Here is a 16,132-nt window from a genome sequence, read left to right as displayed (position 1 = left end):
GGTGAAAGGCAAGCCGTGCAACGACAGTCGAATGAGGTCAGCAATGGAAAACGTATGTGGCTGGATCGCCCAGGCCGGCAGCTCGCCGGAGCGCGGTCGCCTGAGCGGTGCGCAGAAAGCCGATTGGCTGGTGATAGGCGGCGGCATTACCGGCCTCAGCGCCGCGCACAACCTGGCACAAATGCACCCGCAGGCACGGATCGTGGTGGTTGACCGCCAGCGTGCGGCGCAGGGCGCTTCGGCGCGCAACTCTGGGTTTGTCGTGGCCCACGAACATCCGGCCGACAGTGAATTGATCGGCGCGCCAGGCTTTGCCGGGTTCGAAATCGACACGGCGATTTCCCGTGCCGCCAGCGATGCGGTGCGCCAGGCCATCGCGCAACATGCCATCGACTGCGACTTTCGCGACAACGGTTATTTCTTCGCTGTCAGCGACGCCGCCAAGCTCAGCCATGTCGACGCCAAACTGGCGACCTTGCGTGCCCTCGGTGCCCGCGCAGAATTTCTCCAGAGCGATGCGCTGGCGCAAAAACTCGGCACCCGGCACTACGCGGCGGGGATCTGGTGCGGCAACGGCAATGCGCTGTTGCAACCGGGCAAATACGTGAAGGGCCTGCTCAATGCGCTGCCGGGCAATATCAGCGTTTACGAGCACGCCGACATCAGAGGTCTGGAGCGCATCAGCCACGGCCGGCTGCGGGCCAACGCCGTGGGTGGCAGCGTCGAAGCCAAGCGGGTGCTGGTGTGTCTGAACGCATTCATTCCCCGGGTCGGCATTCATGACAGTGGCACTTTCCCGATGGAACTCAGCGCCAGTCTCACCCGGCCGCTCAGCGATCAGGAATTTCAGGCGATCGGCGCCGTCGAGCCGTGGGGCGTGCTCTCGACCCGGCCGCTGGGCGCCACGGTGCGGCTGACCCCGGACCGGCGGGTGATGATCCGCAACACCGCCGAATACCGTACGCGCGACTTGTCAGAAAGCGAACGGGTGCAGCGCCGCGAACACCATGTGCGCGGCCTGCAACGACGCTTTCCGTTTCTCGGCGCGCAAGACATCCAGTACACCTGGACCGGTCATTTGAGTGCGACTCGCAGCGGTCAGGCGTTTTTTCAGAAGGTGGAAGAGGGCGTGTTTGCCGTCGCCGGTTGCAACGGTTCCGGGGTGGCGCGCGGCACGCTGTGGGGGCGCTTGCTGGCGGAACTGGCGTCGGGCGTCGATTCACCGCTGCTGCAATCGGTGATGCAGCGCGCCGAACCCGGTTGGTTGCCACCGCGACCTTTTTTCGACATCGGTGCCATGCTGCGCATGCGCGTGGAGGCAGTCCGGGCCAGAACAGAAATCTGAAGTTTCGCCTACCGCACAACAACAAAAGCCACTCAACACAGGTGACAGACCATGCGCATTCACCCACTTTCCCTGGCAGTCCTGCTCGCGGCCAGCACGGCCGCTTGTGCCGACGAAACCGTGAACATCTCCAACTGGAACAGCTACATCGCCCCGGACACTCTGGCCAATTTCACCCAGGCCACCGGGATCAAGACCACCTACGACATTCACGACAGCAACGAAGTGCTGGAGTCGAAGTTGATGACCGGCAACACCGGTTATGACGTGGTCAGCCCGTCGAACCATTTTCTGTCGCGACTGATCAAGGCTGGAGCGATTCAGAAACTTGACCGGTCGCAGCTGCCGAACTGGAAAAACCTCGACCCGGTGCTGCTGCAAAAACTTGAAGTGAACGATCCCGGCAACCAGTACGGCTACCCCTACATGTGGGGTACCGCCGGCATCGGTTACAACGTCGAGAAGATCAAGGCGATTTTCGGCAACACCGATATCACCCAGTCATGGGACTTTTTCTTCAACGAAGAAAATATCAAGAAGCTCAGTCAGTGCGGTGTGGCGTTTATCGACAACCCGACCCAGGTGCTGCCGATCACGCTCAACTACCTGCACTTGCCAGCACACAGTCATGAACCGGCGGATTACAAACAAGCCGAACAGCAATTGCTGAAGATTCGCCCGTACATTCAGTACTTCCACGCCTCGAAGTACATCAGCGACCTCGCTAACGGCAATGTCTGCGCGGTGATCGGCTTCAACGGCGACATCGTTCAGGCCGCCGCCAGCGCCAGGGAAGCGAAAAACGGCATCAACATCGCCTATTCGATCCCTAAAGAAGGCACGACCCTGTGGTTCGACATGGTGGTCATGCCCAAAAGCGCGCCGCACGAAAAGAACGGCTACGCCTACATGAACTATCTGCTTGACCCCAAAGTGGTGGCCAACATCAGCAACAGCATTCACTACGCCAATCCCAATGCGGCGGCGGATCAGTACCTCAACGCGGACGTGAAACAGGATCCGGCGATCTACCCGCCCAGGGAAGTGATGCAACGGCTGTTCACTGTGGAAGAGCTCCCGGCGGCGATTGCACGGTTGTCGACGCGGTTGTGGACCAAGTTGAAGACCAATACCTGAGTTCGCTCGCTTGATCCGGGTCAGGCACGCAAGCCTGGCTCGCCAGCACGTGCGGGATTCAAGAAATGCGGATGGCGGGCGATACGACTGTCACCCATGTTCTGGATCCTGCCTGATATGAAGAAGATTCTCGGTATTGTTTGTGCGCTGGCATTGCTCTCTGGTTGCGTGACCAAAAACCTCAGCACTGAAGACCGCCAGCAGATCAAGACCGTGAAGGTGTTGCCGGTGTTTGTCGCGGTCGACAATTTCCAGTACACCAGCATGACTCAGGCATGGAGTGCAGGTCTGGGCGCGGGTACCGGAGCAGCAACCGGCATGGTGGCCGGTGCATCCTCTGCCGGTACAGCCGCACTGACGGGCGCAGGCTCCGTGGCTGGCACTAAAACGGGCGAAGTGCTGACCGGCGATATTTCCCGAGCGATCCAGAACAACATGAAAGCCAACGGTATCGACCTGAGTCAGTTGATCCGCCAGAGTTTCGTCAAACGCATCCAGCAGGAACGAGTCTTCACTGTCGTGGGTGAGGGCGAGCAGGCTGACGCCGAGGTGGAAATCCTCGTGATGCAGTGGGGGCTTTCCCTGAAGAACTACAGCACCGTGCTGTACCCGGTTATTGGCGCCAATGCTTCCATCAAGCGCAATGGTTCTGCGGTGTGGCGTAATTTCGAAACCATTTCAGTGTTCAACGACGCCAACACCATCGCCTATACACCGGAGCAATATGCGACCGATCCCGAGGCATTGCGCACGGCGTTCACCCATGTTTCCGATCTGGTGATGAAAAAACTTGTCGATGATTTGAAACCTTGATTTTTCGGCGAGGACAATTCGACTCATTGCACCTCGCTGTGATCACTGATCAGGCGATTTGATTACGGCCCGCCGCTTTCGCCTGATACAGCTGCTGATCGGCACGTTTGATCAGCATCGTGTGGCTGTTGTCCGCCGGATCGGCCAGAGCGACGCCAATGCTCACGGTGACTTGTCCGATGTTGGGGAAGTGCGCTAGGGCCACGGCGGCACGGATTTTCTCAGCGACCACCTCCGGAGTATCAGGCTGGGCAACTTCCGGCAGCAGCACGGCAAATTCCTCGCCGCCGTAACGGGCGACGAAATCGGTGGCACGCACGCTGACCTGAATGAGTTGCGCCAACTGTAGCAGAACGTCGTCGCCGATTGCGTGGCCGTAGGTGTCGTTGACGCGCTTGAAGTGATCGGCGTCGATCAGCAGCAGGGCAAACGGTCGTCCGGTACGGCGGAACAGCAGGCTGTATTCGCTGAGTTTTTCATCGAAGCGGCGGCGGTTGAAGACGCCGGTCAGGGCATCGTGGGTCGCCAGACTCAACAGTTCGGCATTGGCTTGCATCAATGCGGCGGTGCGCTGGGCGACGGTGGCTTCCAGCGAGGCGTTGGCTTCCTGCAGTTCGCGCTCCTTGGCCAGCAGCGATCGGGTCATGGCGTCGATCGACTGCCCAAGCTGGGCGATTTCCCGTACCGGGTGCTGCAGCGGAAAGTGTACGCCGGGCTGCTGGTTCTGCACCTGTTTGGCCGAGTGCGCGAGTTGCTCGATCGGCCGGCTCAGGTACTGCGCCAGGTAATACGCCACCAGCCCGAACGCCACTGCGGCGGCTACACCCAGCATTAACAATTTATAGAGCAGCAGGTGTGCCGGCTCCAAAGCAGTGTCCAGTGGCTGGCGCACGGCAATCGACCAGGACAGCGCGGTACTCGAAGGCGTCGGTACGGTGACCATGCTGGTCAGGTAACCGTTGCCGACCGACCAGCCCGGAAACTTCGAATCATTCACCGCCAGTTGTTGGCCCATCAAGGCTTCCGGATACAGCACCTTGCCGTCGTGATCAATGATCAGCGCTTCGATATCCGGCGACGCATTTTTATGCGAGAACGCTGCCGACTCGACGATGCGCGTGACCCAGCTCCAGTGCGCGTGCGCCCCCAGCACGCCAATTACCTGACCGTCGGCGTTGCGGATCGGGGCGGCGAAGTCGATGAAACGCAGCGGTTCGCCGTTGGGTGTTCGCGGTAGCAGTTTGGCCAGCAACACCGCTTCGTGCGGATCACCGGTGTACTCACCGCGCAGGCCAGCCTGGAACCATGGCCGCTGCTGCACCGATTGCCCGACCAGCAGATCATTGACCGCTTGATGCACATTGCCATCCGCATCGGTCACGCCCATCCAGGCATACTCGGCACGGGCCTGGGTGCGCAGTTGCATCGATTTGAGAATCGCCGGGTTGTCGAGATCGCCACGCTCCAGATGCGGCGCACGGCTGAGCAGGTAGACCTCCAGCTGGCGCTCGCGCAACTGGTCACCGAGCAACGTCGCCGCCGAGCGCGCGGTATTGAGCAGGGCATTGCCGCTGGCCTGCTTCATCTGTTCGGTGGCGATATGCCCGACATAGAAGCCGACGCTCACCAGGGTCAGCAGGGACAAACCGGCGAACCAGAGGGTCAGGTGGCTTCGCAGACTGGCTTTGAGCATGGGCAGGCAAATTCTGTTTGGAAGTTGTGGCCGCATGGTATGCGCATTAAGCGTCGGGCTGCCAGTCGGTCGCTTCGGTTAAGCATCGTCGGAAGTTTCCCCGGATGCTCTATAGGGCAAGATCCTTTCTGACGCTGATTGTTGAAAAGAACCACGCCTGCAAACGATGAAATGAAAAAGCCCGGCTGATCAGGCCGGGCTTTGTTTGACTGCTTCAAAACCGTTGTTTCATGCGTTGCGGCTTTCGATCAGACGATCCGAGCCACCTTCGGCAACGCGGCGTTCCTGCAAACGATCCGAACCACCTTCAGCCACGCGGCGTTCCTGCAAACGATCCGAGCCACCTTCAGCCACGCGGCGTTCTTGCAAACGATCCGAGCCACCTTCGGCAACGCGACGTTCCAGCAGACGATCCGAGCCACCTTCAACCACGCGACGTTCTTGCAAACGATCCGAGCCACCTTCGGCCACACGGCGTTCCAGCAGACGATCAGAACCACCTTCAGCCAAACGGCTTTCAATCAACTTGTCCGAGCCGCCTTCAGCGACCAGGGTATGCGCGGGCGTTGCTACAAAAGCGTTAACTGCGAGAACCGAGAAAGCGATGCCGAGGATGGTCTGGCGTTTCATGATCGTGTGCTCCGGGGTGTATTGGGTTGGTATGGAGCTGATGTTACGCCGCGGATTTTGTATGAGAACTTCATTGACGTGATGGTGACTATCGACGCCAGCGATGTGTGCCGCAACGGCTGATCTAGAGCTTCTGTGCCCGAATGCACAGCTCCCCGGTGGCGCGGATCAGGGCCAGATCATGCAGTGCATCGTGGGTCAGGCCCTGCCGGGCCTTGGCCAGCCAGACCGGGCAATTCGGGTCGCGGCGATGCGGCGCGAAGTCGGCGTACTGTTGCAGCAGGCGGGTTTGCAACTCGTCCAGGCGCGGACGAATCTGCTTCGCCAGATCCGGTCGCGGGGTGTCCGGCGCCGCACCGGCCGCCTGCCATTGCGCAAGCAATCCGTACTGCACCAGTTTGTTCGCCTCCATCTGTGCGGCGATCAACTGGGCCACCTCTTCGGGGTCAAGCTGATGTTCGGTCGCCAGGGTGCGGGCATTGGCGATGACCTGGGCTTCGCGCGGGCTGTCCTGAATCGGCTTGCCGCTGTCCCATTTGGTCAGCGCCACCAGGTCGCCGATATTCAGGCGTTCGTTCAAGGTTGTCAGCAACGAACGCAACGATTGGGCGGGGGCAGGGGCCTCGGCCGCGCCGGCAATGTGGCTGAAAACCACCAGCAGGGAACAGGTCAGGGCATTTCGCAATGGGGTCATGGGCAGGCGCGTTCCACGGAAAATAGTGCCGACATTTAAGCCTTGAGCGGAGGTGATGTCGACCGACTTTAACTCGCCCATCTAGCGTAATATCCCTCGCATCTCCCACCCCGAGACCGATCCTCAATGCAAACCCCCGCCATCAGCAAACCCCTCTGGCAAACCTACCTGCTGTTCCTCGCGCCGATGGTGCTGTCCAACTTCCTGCAATCGATGTCGGGCACGGTCAACAGTATCTACATCGGGCAGATGCTCGGGACGCAGGCGTTGGCGGCGGTGTCGGGGATGTTCCCGATCATCTTTTTCTTCATCGCGCTGGTGATCGGCCTGGGCGCGGGCGCCGGGGTGTTGATCGGCCAGGCGTGGGGCGCGCGTGAGGCGCACATGGTCAAGGCGATCGCCGGGGCAACGCTGTTGCTGGGGGTGTTGATCGGTTTGCTCGCGGCGGTGCTGGGCAGTGTGTTTGCGCGGCAGGCCTTGCAGGGGCTGGGGACGCCGGCGGATGTGCTGGACGACGCGGTGGCGTATGCGCACGTGATGATGTGGATTCTGCCGTCGATGCTGGTGTTTGTGCTGTTCACGCAATTACTGCGCGGGGTCAGCGACACCGTGTCGCCACTGTTGGCGCTGATCGTGTCGACCTCGGTCGGGCTGGCGCTGACCCCGGCGCTGATCCGTGGCTGGTTCGGTTTGCCCCAGTTGGGCATTCAAAGTGCCGCCTTCGCCGGGCTTGCCGGTAACCTGTCGGCGATGGCGTGGCTGGCCTGGCGGCTGATTCGCAAGCGCCATCCGCTGGCGCCGGACCGTGAGTTCTTCGCGGCACTGCGGCTGGATGCGGCGATCCTCGGCAAGGTGCTGCGCATCGGCCTGCCGACCGGGGTGCAGATGATCGTGTTGTCGCTGTCGGAGCTGGTGATTCTGGCGCTGGTCAACCAGCACGGCTCGCAGGCGACGGCGGCCTATGGCGCGGTGACGCAGATCGTCAACTACGTGCAGTTTCCGGCGCTGTCGATTGCCATCACCGCGTCGATCCTCGGCGCCCAGGCCATTGGTGCCGGGCAACTGCAACGCCTGGGAGCGATCCTGCGCACCGGGCTGTTGATCAACGTGTGCCTGACCGGCGGTTTGATCGTGCTCGGTTACCTGTTGTCGCACTGGTTGCTGGGACTGTTCCTGACCGAAGATTCGACCCGGGCGATGGCTGAGCACTTGCTGCACATCATGTTGTGGAGCCTGCTGGTGTTCGGCTTCCAGGCGATCATCGGCGGCATCATGCGCGCCAGCGGTACGGTGCTGGTGCCGGTCGTTATCGCGATTGTCTGCGTGGTCGGCGTGCAGTTGCCGGCGGCTTACTGGCTGGACGGGCAGTACGGTTTGCAGGGTGTGTGGATGGCGTTTCCGGTGGCGTATCTGGGCATGCTGGTATTGCAGACGCTGTATTACAAGCTGGTCTGGCAGCATCAGAAGATCGAGCGGCTGGTCTGAGCCTGAGCCACACCGGCAGACAAATGACATGGCGCAACCGCGGGTTGTTTGCTTAAGTCAAACGAGGCCTTGAAGGTTTGCCCTGTCCGGAGAATCCCATGCGTGCCCGATTCACCGCTGTGGCAGTGTTTACCAGCCTGTTCGTCATGACCTGCACGCATGCCGCTGAATACAACCGTGTCAACACTACCGCCAGCAAGATCAGCTTCATTTACAAGCAATTTGGCAATCAGGTTTATGGCACCTTCGGCAAGTTCGACGCGACGCTGCGGTTCGACAGCGACAACCTCGCCAGCGCCCACACCACGTTGCACATCGACCTCAACAGCATCGACGCCGGCAGCGAGGACGCCAACACCGAGCTGGTGAAGCCGGCGTGGTTCGATACCCAGCGCTTTCCAGTGGCGGTATTTGAATCCAGCCGTTTCAGCCGGGTGACGGACGATCACTATCTGATCGCCGGACGTCTGACCCTCAAGGGCATCACCCGCGAAGTGGAGGTGCCGGTCGAGCTGAAACCGGACAGCGCGATCGGCATTTTCGACGGCGAACTGGTCCTCAAGCGTGACCAGTTCGGGCTCGGTGCGGGGGAGTGGGCGGATACCGTGGTGTCCAACGACATCGCGATCAAGTTCAAGGTAGTGGCGCCACAGCAGTGACGCCACCGCTGGCAATCAATACGCGCGCCAGTGCCCCGGCACCCAGCGCCATTCGTTGCCGCCCCAGCGGTAATGCCCGGCGACCCAGTGATAGCCCGGCGCAGGCATCACCGGTACGACTTCCACCGGTGGCGGTGGCCGGCGCGGCCGGGCGGGGGCGACGACGCACCCGGACAGGGTGATGGCCACCAGCGAGGCGACGAGCAAGGCTTTAACGCTTCTGGACATGGGGTGTTCCCTATAGAAGAAGTGTGCAGGTCGACGGGCAATCAGCGCACCCAGCGCCCTTCAACCCAGAACCAGTTCGGCCCGCGTGCCTGCCAGTGGCCGGGCCGCCAATGCGCGCCGTGGCGCACCGGTTGCCAATGCCCCGGCATCCACACATAACCGCGTCCTTCCCAGCGCCAGTGTCCCTGATCCCAGACATAACCGGGACGCGGCCCGGGCATCACTTCCATGCGCATCGGCGGCGGGGCTTGCTGAACGATCACCACTTGCTGGGCAAACACTGGCGCACTGGCCAATGCGGCCAGGGTCATCGGCACCAGCAGCAGGGCCTTTCGCCATTTGAACAGTGAACGCAACACGCTCATGACAACTCCTCAAGGCCTGCGTAAAAAAGAGAACGCAGTTGCAGAATTGGACGCCAGATCGGCAAAAGATCCGCTGTGCAGCAGATGAAATTTTCTCCACTTTCCTGTAGGAGCTGCCGCAGGCTGCGATCTTTTGATCTTGTTTTTAAAAATCAAAAGATCGCCGCCTGCGGCAGCTCCTGCATAAAGCGGGTGGCGGGACGGGGTATGATGTCGCGGTTTTCCGCCGGAGTTCAGCTGTCATGCCACGCATCACCCACTACAAAACCCCATGCCCCGAAAGCGTCAACAGCCAGATTCTGCAACTGGTGGTCGATTACCTGACCGACATCAGCGCGGTCGGTCTCGGCCCGAGCAATCTGCTGTACAACGTCTATCAGTACGCGGTCGGTTATGAGGTGCATCTGTATCTGGAAGCGCTGAACGGCGAGAAGGGCACCGAGGTGGAATTGCTGGTGGCGACGGCCGAGAACGACCCGGAGCAGGTCACCGGTTTCCTCTTGTACCTGCCGGTGCAAGGCGATTGGGAGGCCTGCAGCGTCGCCTACATGGCGGTACGCGAAGGGCATCGGCGACAGGGTGTGGCGCGGGCGATGATCGGCGAGATGGTCAGCCGTTATCCGCATGCGGAGCTGACCTGCAGTGTCGGCAAGGTGCCGTACTTCGAGGCGCTGGGCTTCGAAGTGATCGGTGCGCGCGAAACCCAGGTGCTGATGAGCACCCGGCATTACCGCAGCAACGGCCTGCGCGGTTTTATCGACACCACGCCGATCTATCGCTCGCTGGAAGTGCAGCAGATCCACACGTACCTGCTGCAGAAAAATGGCAAGCGCGCGATGCTCGATGCCGAGAAACAGCGCGACCGGCATCTGGATCAAACGACCCGGCACGTCGAAGAGTTTGTCCGTCAGCGCCTGACACTGCACTGATCCCGGTGCAAAAAACAGACAAAAAAAGAGCCTCAAGGCTCTTTGATGGGGAGAAGTAGAGCCCACGAGGCTCAAGCTGCGCATGAAACAAGGAACGGGCTTGATTGGGGGTTCAGAACACCCGTTCCCTACGCCGCCGCTCAGGAGTGAAGCGACCGCGTACCTTCATCATGGGAACGCGCAGGGTCCGACTCAAGTACCACTAGTCGCACGGGCGGCGGCCCGTTCCACCATGGCGATGATGGTGGCGAACAATTCGTCCTTCGCTTGCCCGGCACTGATTTCAGCGCTGGCGGCGGCATTCGACAACGCCTCGGCGGCACCGAGCATGGCGCGCAAACCGGCTTGGGTGATTTCACCGCCAGCCGCCAGCGGTTGCAATACGCTGCGGCACTTTTCGAGGAAGATCACTTCGTAATCGCGCTTGATCTTCTCCAGCTCCGGCGTGCTGCCCAGCGCCGCAATCACCCCCGGAATCTCGTTGCCCTGCAATAACACGCAATCGACATACGCCGTGGCGATCACCGTCGCGGTATCGATCAGCGTCGGCGGGCAATTGTCGATGGCGGCGTCCATAACTGCCGTCTGGCGCGTATCGAAATCCCGGTACAGCGCCGCGAGCAGGCCCGAGCGGGTGGTGAAGTGGTCGTAGACCACCGGTTTGGTCACCCCGGCCTTCTCCGCCAGATAACCCAAAGTCAGCGCATCGGTGCCCTCGGCGCGAATGATCTGCCAGGCAACATCGAGCAACTGGCGATTGCGATCTTCGCGCGACAGACGACGGCGCGGTTGGGCAGGGGAATCGGCTTCGGTCATTTCAGTGGTTGACATCATTAATATACCAAACGTAACTTACTGTTCGTAACTTACCAAGAGTACATAGCCCTTGGTCAGCGCAAACTTACAGGAGAATTCCCATGCATGCATTGATTGTTGTGGCGCATCACGAGCCGCGTTCGCTGACCCACAGCGTGGCGACGCAGATTGCCCAAGGCCTGACCCGCGCCGATTCGGCCAACACCCATGAGATCGCCGATTTGTACGCGGAGGGTTTTCAGCCGGTGTTCGACGCGGCGGATTTCGCCGTGCATCACCGTGAAGCACAACCACCCGCCGACGTGCTGGCGGAGCAGGCACGGATTGATCGAGCCGACGCGCTGGTGCTGGTATTCCCGGTGTACTGGTGGTCGATGCCGGCGCTGCTCAAGGGCTGGATCGATCGAGTGTTCAGCAATGGCTGGGCGTTTGATTTCGCCGGCGACCTCAAGCATGTGAAGAAGCTGCAGCGCCTGCGCGTGCATCTGGTCGGCCTCGCCGGCGCGGATGAGCGCGCCTACGAGCGTCACGGTTACGGGCCGGCGATGAAGGCGCAGATCGAGCACGGGATTTTCGATTACTGCGGGGCGACGGTGGTCAGTTCGACGCTGATGGTGGAATCGGAAGTGCGTGACCCGCAGGAACATCTGCAGACGGCGCGGCACCTCGGCGCCCAGATGTTCACCTGAGTCGCACCCCTGTAGGAGCTGCCGAAGGCTGCGATCTGTTGATTTTTGAATGCAAGATCAAAAGATCGCAGCGTGCCGCAGCTCCTACAGGTCAGCGGGAGCCGGGCCAGCCGGCCCTGGCGAGGGAGGCGAGCAGCGTTTCTGAATCCAGCCCCGGCACTGCATGCCCGTTGCCCTTGGTGCTCTCGCTGGCGAGCAGTGCATTGATGATCGCTTCTTCCACCGCTTCGGTGGCGGCGAGGAACAGCTCACTGATGTGGTCGTTGTTGACCATGCGCAAGCTGTCGCAGGTCGGCGCGCCTTTGCCTTCGTACGCGGCGGGCGGGACGTGTTGGTTGCCGGTGGCGAAGGCGATGAAGATGTCGCCGCTGTGGTCTTCGTTACCACCGCCGCTGCGCGCCAGGCCGAGGCTGGCGCGTTGCGCGAGACGCGTGCATTGATGCGGCAGCAGTGGCGCATCGGTGGCAAGGCAGACCACGATCGAACCCATGCCCGGATGCGGCAGCGCAGCACGCAGGAACGGCGAATCCACTTGTTCCATGTAGCGACCCACCGGATAACCGTCGACCCGCAACTCGCTACGAATACCGTGGTTGGCCTGGACGATTGCGCCCACCGTCCAGCCACCCTGAGCGCTGCTCAACCGCCGTGAGGCGCTGCCGATGCCACCCTTGAATTCATGGCAGATCATGCCGCTGCCGCCACCCACTGCACCTTCCTCAACGGCGCCGTCATGCGCGGCACTCAGCGCCTCGGCGACATGCTCGGGCTTGACGTGAAAACCATTGATGTCGTTGAGCAGACCATCGAAGGTCTCCAGCACCACCGGCATGTTCCAGTAGAGGCGCCCGTCGTCCGGTTGCTGTTGGCGATCCAGCGCAATCAACGCATCGCGCACGACGCCGAGGCTGTGGGTGTTGGTGAAGGCGATGGGACTGGTCAGCAGCCCGGCTTCACGAATCCACTCAAGGCCGGTGGCGTCGCCATTGCCGTTGAGCACATGCACCCCGGCGAAACACGGTTGTTGGTTGGTCGAGCCACGGCGCGGTTCGATCACGGTCACGCCGGTGCAGATATCGCGCCCGCTGTCGCTGCGTCCACGCACGTTGCTGTGGCCGACGCGCACGCCGGGGACATCGGTGATGGCGTTGAGCGGGCCGGGTTGCAGCTGGCCGATGTGGATGTTGAGGTCACGGGCACGGGGTTTCATGGGTTGTCTCTCTATAACAAGGCAGAAATGAATGAGCGGGGCTGAACACAAAACCCTGTGGGAGCGTGGCTTGCCCGCGAATGCGGTGTGTCATTCAAAGGAGATGTTGACTGACCCGACGCATTCGCGAGCAAGCTCGCTCCCACAGGGAAATGTGTTGGGGTTACTGGCCGTTCTTGACCTTGCTCCACACCCGCGTGCGCACCCGCTCGATGGCTTTGGGCAGCGGTTCAAGGGTGTACAAGGTCGCCATCGCCGCAGCGGTCGGGTAAACCGCGGGGTTATTGCGCGTGGCCTCGGCCACCAGCGGGGTCGCGGCGCGGTTGCCGTTGGGATAGGTCAGGTGATCACTGATCGGCGCGATCACTTGCGGGCGCAACAGGTAGTCGATGAACGCCAGGCCCTGAGCGCGGTTCGGCGCGTCCTTGAGCAGCACCAGCGTGTCGAACCACACTGGCGCGCCTTCCTTGGGCAGGCTGTAGGCGATCTTCACGCCGTTGTGCGCCTGCTCGGCATTGGTCTTGGCTTCGAGCATCGCGCCGGACCAGCCGACCGCCACGCAGATGTTGCCGTTGGACAGGTCACTGATGAATTTCGACGAGTTGAAGTAGGCAATGTGCGGGCGCAGTTTGAGCAGCAACGCTTCGGCTTTCTGATAGTCCTCGGGGTTGGTGCTGTTGGGCGGTAATCCGAGGTAGTGCAGGGCTACCGGGAGCATCTCCGACGGCGAGTCGAGCATCGCCACCCCGCACTGGCCAAGCTTGGCGAGGTTCTCTTCCTTGAACAGCAGATCCCAGGAATCCAGCGGCGCCTTGTCGCCGAGCGCGGCACGCACCTTGTCGACGTTGTAGCCGATGCCGTTGGTGCCCCACAGATACGGCACGGCGTATTGATTGCCAGGGTCGTTGTGGGCCAGTTTGCTCAGCAGGTCGTTGTCCAGATTGTTCCAGCCCGGCAATTGATCGCGGGGCAGCGGGGCGAGGGCGCCGGCCTTGATCAGCGTCGGCAGGCTGTAGTTGCTCGCCACCACCACGTCGTAACCGCTGCGGCTGGTCAGCAATTTACCTTCGAGCACCTCGGCGCTGTCGAAGGTGTCGTAAACCGGCTGAATGCCGCTGTCGCGCTTGAAGTCGGCCAGGGTGGTGGGGCCGATGTAGTCGTACCAGTTGTAGACGTGCACGCTCGGCGCATCGGCGGCACTGGCGGCGGATGCGATGCCAAAACAGGCGAGCAGGCCTAGGTTGATGCCCCGGTTGATATAGCCACGACGACAACGCATGATGCGGCACTCCTGGCCTGCGGCAGGCCGGTGATTGACAGGAGTGCTCAGCCTATCGGGGCGGGCACGCCTGACCCATTCCCATCATGGGTTACTCAAAAGGGGTAGAGCGTGGACGCGTTGTTGCAGGAGTTGCCGGTGCATCAGAGTCTGGCGCGAGTGTTCGCCGCCGTCGGCCAGGACGCTTTCTGGCGCGCGCTGGTCGACACGCTGCGGCTGCTGGTGCCGCTGGACAACGCGCTGGTGGCGCTGATGAAGGCGGGGCAGGCACCGCGATTGCTGATCGACTTCGACAGCAAGGGCCGCGCCGATGAGCAGGAAGAACTGGCCAGCTACAGCGCCGGGATGTATTTGCTCGATCCGTTCTATCAAACCGCCTCGACCGGCATCGCCGATGGCCTGCACAGTCTGGCCTCGGTGGCGCCGGACCAGTTCCTGCACAGCGAGTATTACCAGAGCTATTTTCGTTCGGTGGTCGGTGAGGACGAATTGCAGTTCATGATCAACGTCGAGGGCGGCGTACTGGGCCTGTCACTCGGGCGCGCGTCGGCTTTCGATCTGGCCGAGCAGGGCCGTTTGCTCTGTGTGCGCGACTGGGTGTTGGCGGCGATGCGTCGTCATGTGCAGCTGTTGCCGCCGCAAGGCGCTGGCACCGAGCCGGTGGCGGGGGATCTGGCAACGCTGCTCGACCGCTTCGATGCGCGCCTGACCACCCGTGAAGTCGACACCGCGCGCCTGATCCTGCAGGGCTTCTCGAGCAAGGCCATTGCCCAGCAAATGGGCATATCGCCGGAGACGGTGAAGGTGCATCGGCGCAATCTCTATCATAAGCTCAATGTGAACGGGCATGGCGAGTTGTTCGCGCTGGTGCTTCGCCCACCCCCTGCCTGAATCACCACAAATCCCTGCGGGAACTGGCATGTCAGCGATGACAGCCTACAAGCCGACCAACCTCCCAACTGAACGCACTCAATCCAACAGTAGGAGCCAGCCTGCTGGCGATGGCGGCCTATGAGCCAACCAATCCCCACCTGAATGCCCTCGGTCAAAATGTGGGAGCTGGCTTGCCAGCGATGGCGGCCTACAAGCCGACCAACCTCCCAACTGAATGCACTCAATCCAACTGTGGGAGCCAGCCTGCTGGCGATGGTGGCCTATGAGCCAACCAATCCCCGCCTGAATGCCCTCGGTCATGTGGGAGCTGGCTTGCCAGCGATGGAAGCCGACCAACCTCCCAACTGAATGCACTCAATCCAACTGTGGGGGCGAGCCTGCTCGCGAAAGCGGTCTGTCAGACGACATCAAAACTACAGGAGCAAACCCGGCTCTCCACACACCATAAACGCACCCCTGCAACCACGTTTAAAATACACGAACCGTTACGCCCTAACGGCTACAACGCCTTGCGCCGTTACCTACGCGTACGCCAGAATCCGCCGGCTTACACGGCTATGGGCCGGGCTATATCGTTTCCCTGTCACTGCAAATCAGTGATCGGGTTTGGTAGCCCGTTTCATTACAGTCGTGCGCCACATTACAGATCCTTTTTTGGGACTCTGCTTTATGGTGGCCATGCGTGGGGCTCTTTCGGGAGCGCCGGGTTTACTGTTTTGACCGGTCTACCAACCCACAAATGGCCGCCACCCTTCGTTTGGTAGCGAGAGTGATAGCTCCTCATTTATTTAAAACAGTGAGTGACCTATGTTCAAAGCCACACCCAACCCCCCGGACACCTCAATCCCGTACGACCCGGCCCTCGACCCGCAGAAGATAAAAGCGGCAACCGACCGCGCCATCAACTTCTACCTCAACCCCGGCGCACTGAAGATCTCGATCCCTTCAGCCTCGTCATGCAAGTCGAACAGAATCTTCCTCATCGACCCCACCGTGGACGAAGAAACCTTGCTCGTCGAAGCCTGCGAATCGCTGGCCGCCGCCAGTGACATGGCCCGCGATATCGGCGACATCGTCGACCACTCACAGCGCCGGGCCGTGCTGATGCTGCATCAGGTAATCATGCTCAGTGAACTGATGGTCAACCGAATACTGGACGGCCGCCGCGTCCCGAACTAATCGGTCACCCATGTAGGAGCTGCCGAAGGCTGCGATCTTTTGATTTTGTTTTTCAAGATCAAGATCAAAGATCGCAGCCTGCGGCAG

General features: G+C 61.1%; 17 protein-coding genes. 9 read left to right on the top strand and 8 right to left on the bottom strand.

What is annotated here, in order from left to right; genetic code table 11:
- The first annotated feature begins 43 nt into the window (after window positions 1-43).
- From ABV589_RS03630 to ABV589_RS03620, 3 genes are all read left to right on the top strand, one after another.
- Window positions 44-1,345 carry an FAD-binding oxidoreductase gene (locus ABV589_RS03630; RefSeq protein WP_367084933.1) on the top strand — a complete coding sequence of 434 codons (1,302 nt, stop codon included), beginning with the start codon at window positions 44-46 and terminating at the stop codon, window positions 1,343-1,345.
- Between the two features lie 51 nt (window positions 1,346-1,396).
- Window positions 1,397-2,482 (top strand): polyamine ABC transporter substrate-binding protein, encoded by a 1,086-nt coding sequence (locus tag ABV589_RS03625; protein WP_367084932.1) that lies wholly within the window; start codon window positions 1,397-1,399, stop codon window positions 2,480-2,482.
- A gap of 117 nt (window positions 2,483-2,599) precedes the next feature.
- Entirely contained in the window at window positions 2,600-3,295 is a 696-nt protein-coding gene (locus ABV589_RS03620; RefSeq protein ID WP_367084930.1) for a hypothetical protein, read from the top strand.
- 49 nt (window positions 3,296-3,344) lie between these two features.
- On the opposite strand, the gene ABV589_RS03615 is transcribed toward ABV589_RS03620, so the two are convergent.
- The 3 genes from ABV589_RS03615 to ABV589_RS03605 form a co-directional block, all read right to left on the bottom strand.
- Window positions 3,345-4,988, bottom strand: a complete 1,644-nt coding sequence (locus ABV589_RS03615; protein WP_367084929.1) for a diguanylate cyclase — start codon at window positions 4,986-4,988, stop codon at window positions 3,345-3,347.
- A gap of 228 nt (window positions 4,989-5,216) precedes the next feature.
- Window positions 5,217-5,618, bottom strand: a complete 402-nt coding sequence (locus ABV589_RS03610; RefSeq protein WP_367084927.1) for a hypothetical protein — start codon at window positions 5,616-5,618, stop codon at window positions 5,217-5,219.
- Between the two features lie 124 nt (window positions 5,619-5,742).
- Complete coding sequence (locus tag ABV589_RS03605) at window positions 5,743-6,312, bottom strand: chorismate mutase (protein WP_367084925.1); 570 nt, start codon at window positions 6,310-6,312, stop codon at window positions 5,743-5,745.
- Between the two features lie 126 nt (window positions 6,313-6,438).
- Between ABV589_RS03605 and ABV589_RS03600 the strand changes: the two genes are divergently transcribed.
- Window positions 6,439-7,797, top strand: a complete 1,359-nt coding sequence (locus tag ABV589_RS03600) for an MATE family efflux transporter (protein WP_367084923.1) — start codon at window positions 6,439-6,441, stop codon at window positions 7,795-7,797.
- Window positions 7,798-7,895: 98 nt separating this feature from the next.
- On the top strand, window positions 7,896-8,456 hold the full coding sequence (locus ABV589_RS03595) for a YceI family protein (RefSeq protein WP_367084921.1): 561 nt from the start codon (window positions 7,896-7,898) through the stop codon (window positions 8,454-8,456).
- 15 nt (window positions 8,457-8,471) lie between these two features.
- Here ABV589_RS03595 and ABV589_RS03590 read toward each other — a convergent pair whose 3' ends face one another.
- A complete protein-coding gene (locus ABV589_RS03590) occupies window positions 8,472-8,684 on the bottom strand; it encodes a hypothetical protein (RefSeq protein ID WP_367084920.1) in 213 nt (70 codons plus the stop codon).
- A gap of 41 nt (window positions 8,685-8,725) precedes the next feature.
- Entirely contained in the window at window positions 8,726-9,049 is a 324-nt protein-coding gene (locus ABV589_RS03585; RefSeq protein WP_367084918.1) for a YXWGXW repeat-containing protein, read from the bottom strand.
- A gap of 242 nt (window positions 9,050-9,291) precedes the next feature.
- On the opposite strand from ABV589_RS03585, the gene ABV589_RS03580 reads away from it, so the two are divergent.
- The gene (locus ABV589_RS03580; RefSeq protein WP_367084916.1) at window positions 9,292-9,978 is read left to right on the top strand and encodes a GNAT family N-acetyltransferase; all 687 of its coding nucleotides are present in this window, start codon (window positions 9,292-9,294) and stop codon (window positions 9,976-9,978) included.
- A gap of 192 nt (window positions 9,979-10,170) precedes the next feature.
- Here ABV589_RS03580 and ABV589_RS03575 read toward each other — a convergent pair whose 3' ends face one another.
- A complete protein-coding gene (locus ABV589_RS03575) occupies window positions 10,171-10,809 on the bottom strand; it encodes a TetR/AcrR family transcriptional regulator (RefSeq protein ID WP_367086167.1) in 639 nt (212 codons plus the stop codon).
- A gap of 86 nt (window positions 10,810-10,895) precedes the next feature.
- Between ABV589_RS03575 and ABV589_RS03570 the strand changes: the two genes are divergently transcribed.
- Window positions 10,896-11,483 carry an NAD(P)H-dependent oxidoreductase gene (locus ABV589_RS03570; RefSeq protein ID WP_367084914.1) on the top strand — a complete coding sequence of 196 codons (588 nt, stop codon included), beginning with the start codon at window positions 10,896-10,898 and terminating at the stop codon, window positions 11,481-11,483.
- 91 nt (window positions 11,484-11,574) lie between these two features.
- On the opposite strand, the gene ABV589_RS03565 is transcribed toward ABV589_RS03570, so the two are convergent.
- Window positions 11,575-12,693 (bottom strand): P1 family peptidase, encoded by a 1,119-nt coding sequence (locus ABV589_RS03565; RefSeq protein ID WP_367084912.1) that lies wholly within the window; start codon window positions 12,691-12,693, stop codon window positions 11,575-11,577.
- A gap of 163 nt (window positions 12,694-12,856) precedes the next feature.
- Entirely contained in the window at window positions 12,857-13,972 is a 1,116-nt protein-coding gene (locus tag ABV589_RS03560; protein ID WP_367084910.1) for a polyamine ABC transporter substrate-binding protein, read from the bottom strand.
- A gap of 111 nt (window positions 13,973-14,083) precedes the next feature.
- On the opposite strand from ABV589_RS03560, the gene ABV589_RS03555 reads away from it, so the two are divergent.
- On the top strand, window positions 14,084-14,863 hold the full coding sequence (locus ABV589_RS03555) for a LuxR C-terminal-related transcriptional regulator (protein WP_367084909.1): 780 nt from the start codon (window positions 14,084-14,086) through the stop codon (window positions 14,861-14,863).
- Window positions 14,864-15,673: 810 nt separating this feature from the next.
- Complete coding sequence (locus ABV589_RS03550; protein WP_367084907.1) at window positions 15,674-16,045, top strand: hypothetical protein; 372 nt, start codon at window positions 15,674-15,676, stop codon at window positions 16,043-16,045.
- Window positions 16,046-16,132: the final 87 nt, after the last annotated feature.

The organism is Pseudomonas sp. HOU2 (assembly GCF_040729435.1).
Lineage (GTDB): Bacteria > Pseudomonadota > Gammaproteobacteria > Pseudomonadales > Pseudomonadaceae > Aquipseudomonas.
Note: the sequence above shows the minus strand (reverse complement) of the source record. Positions and strands in the feature narration are given on the sequence as shown.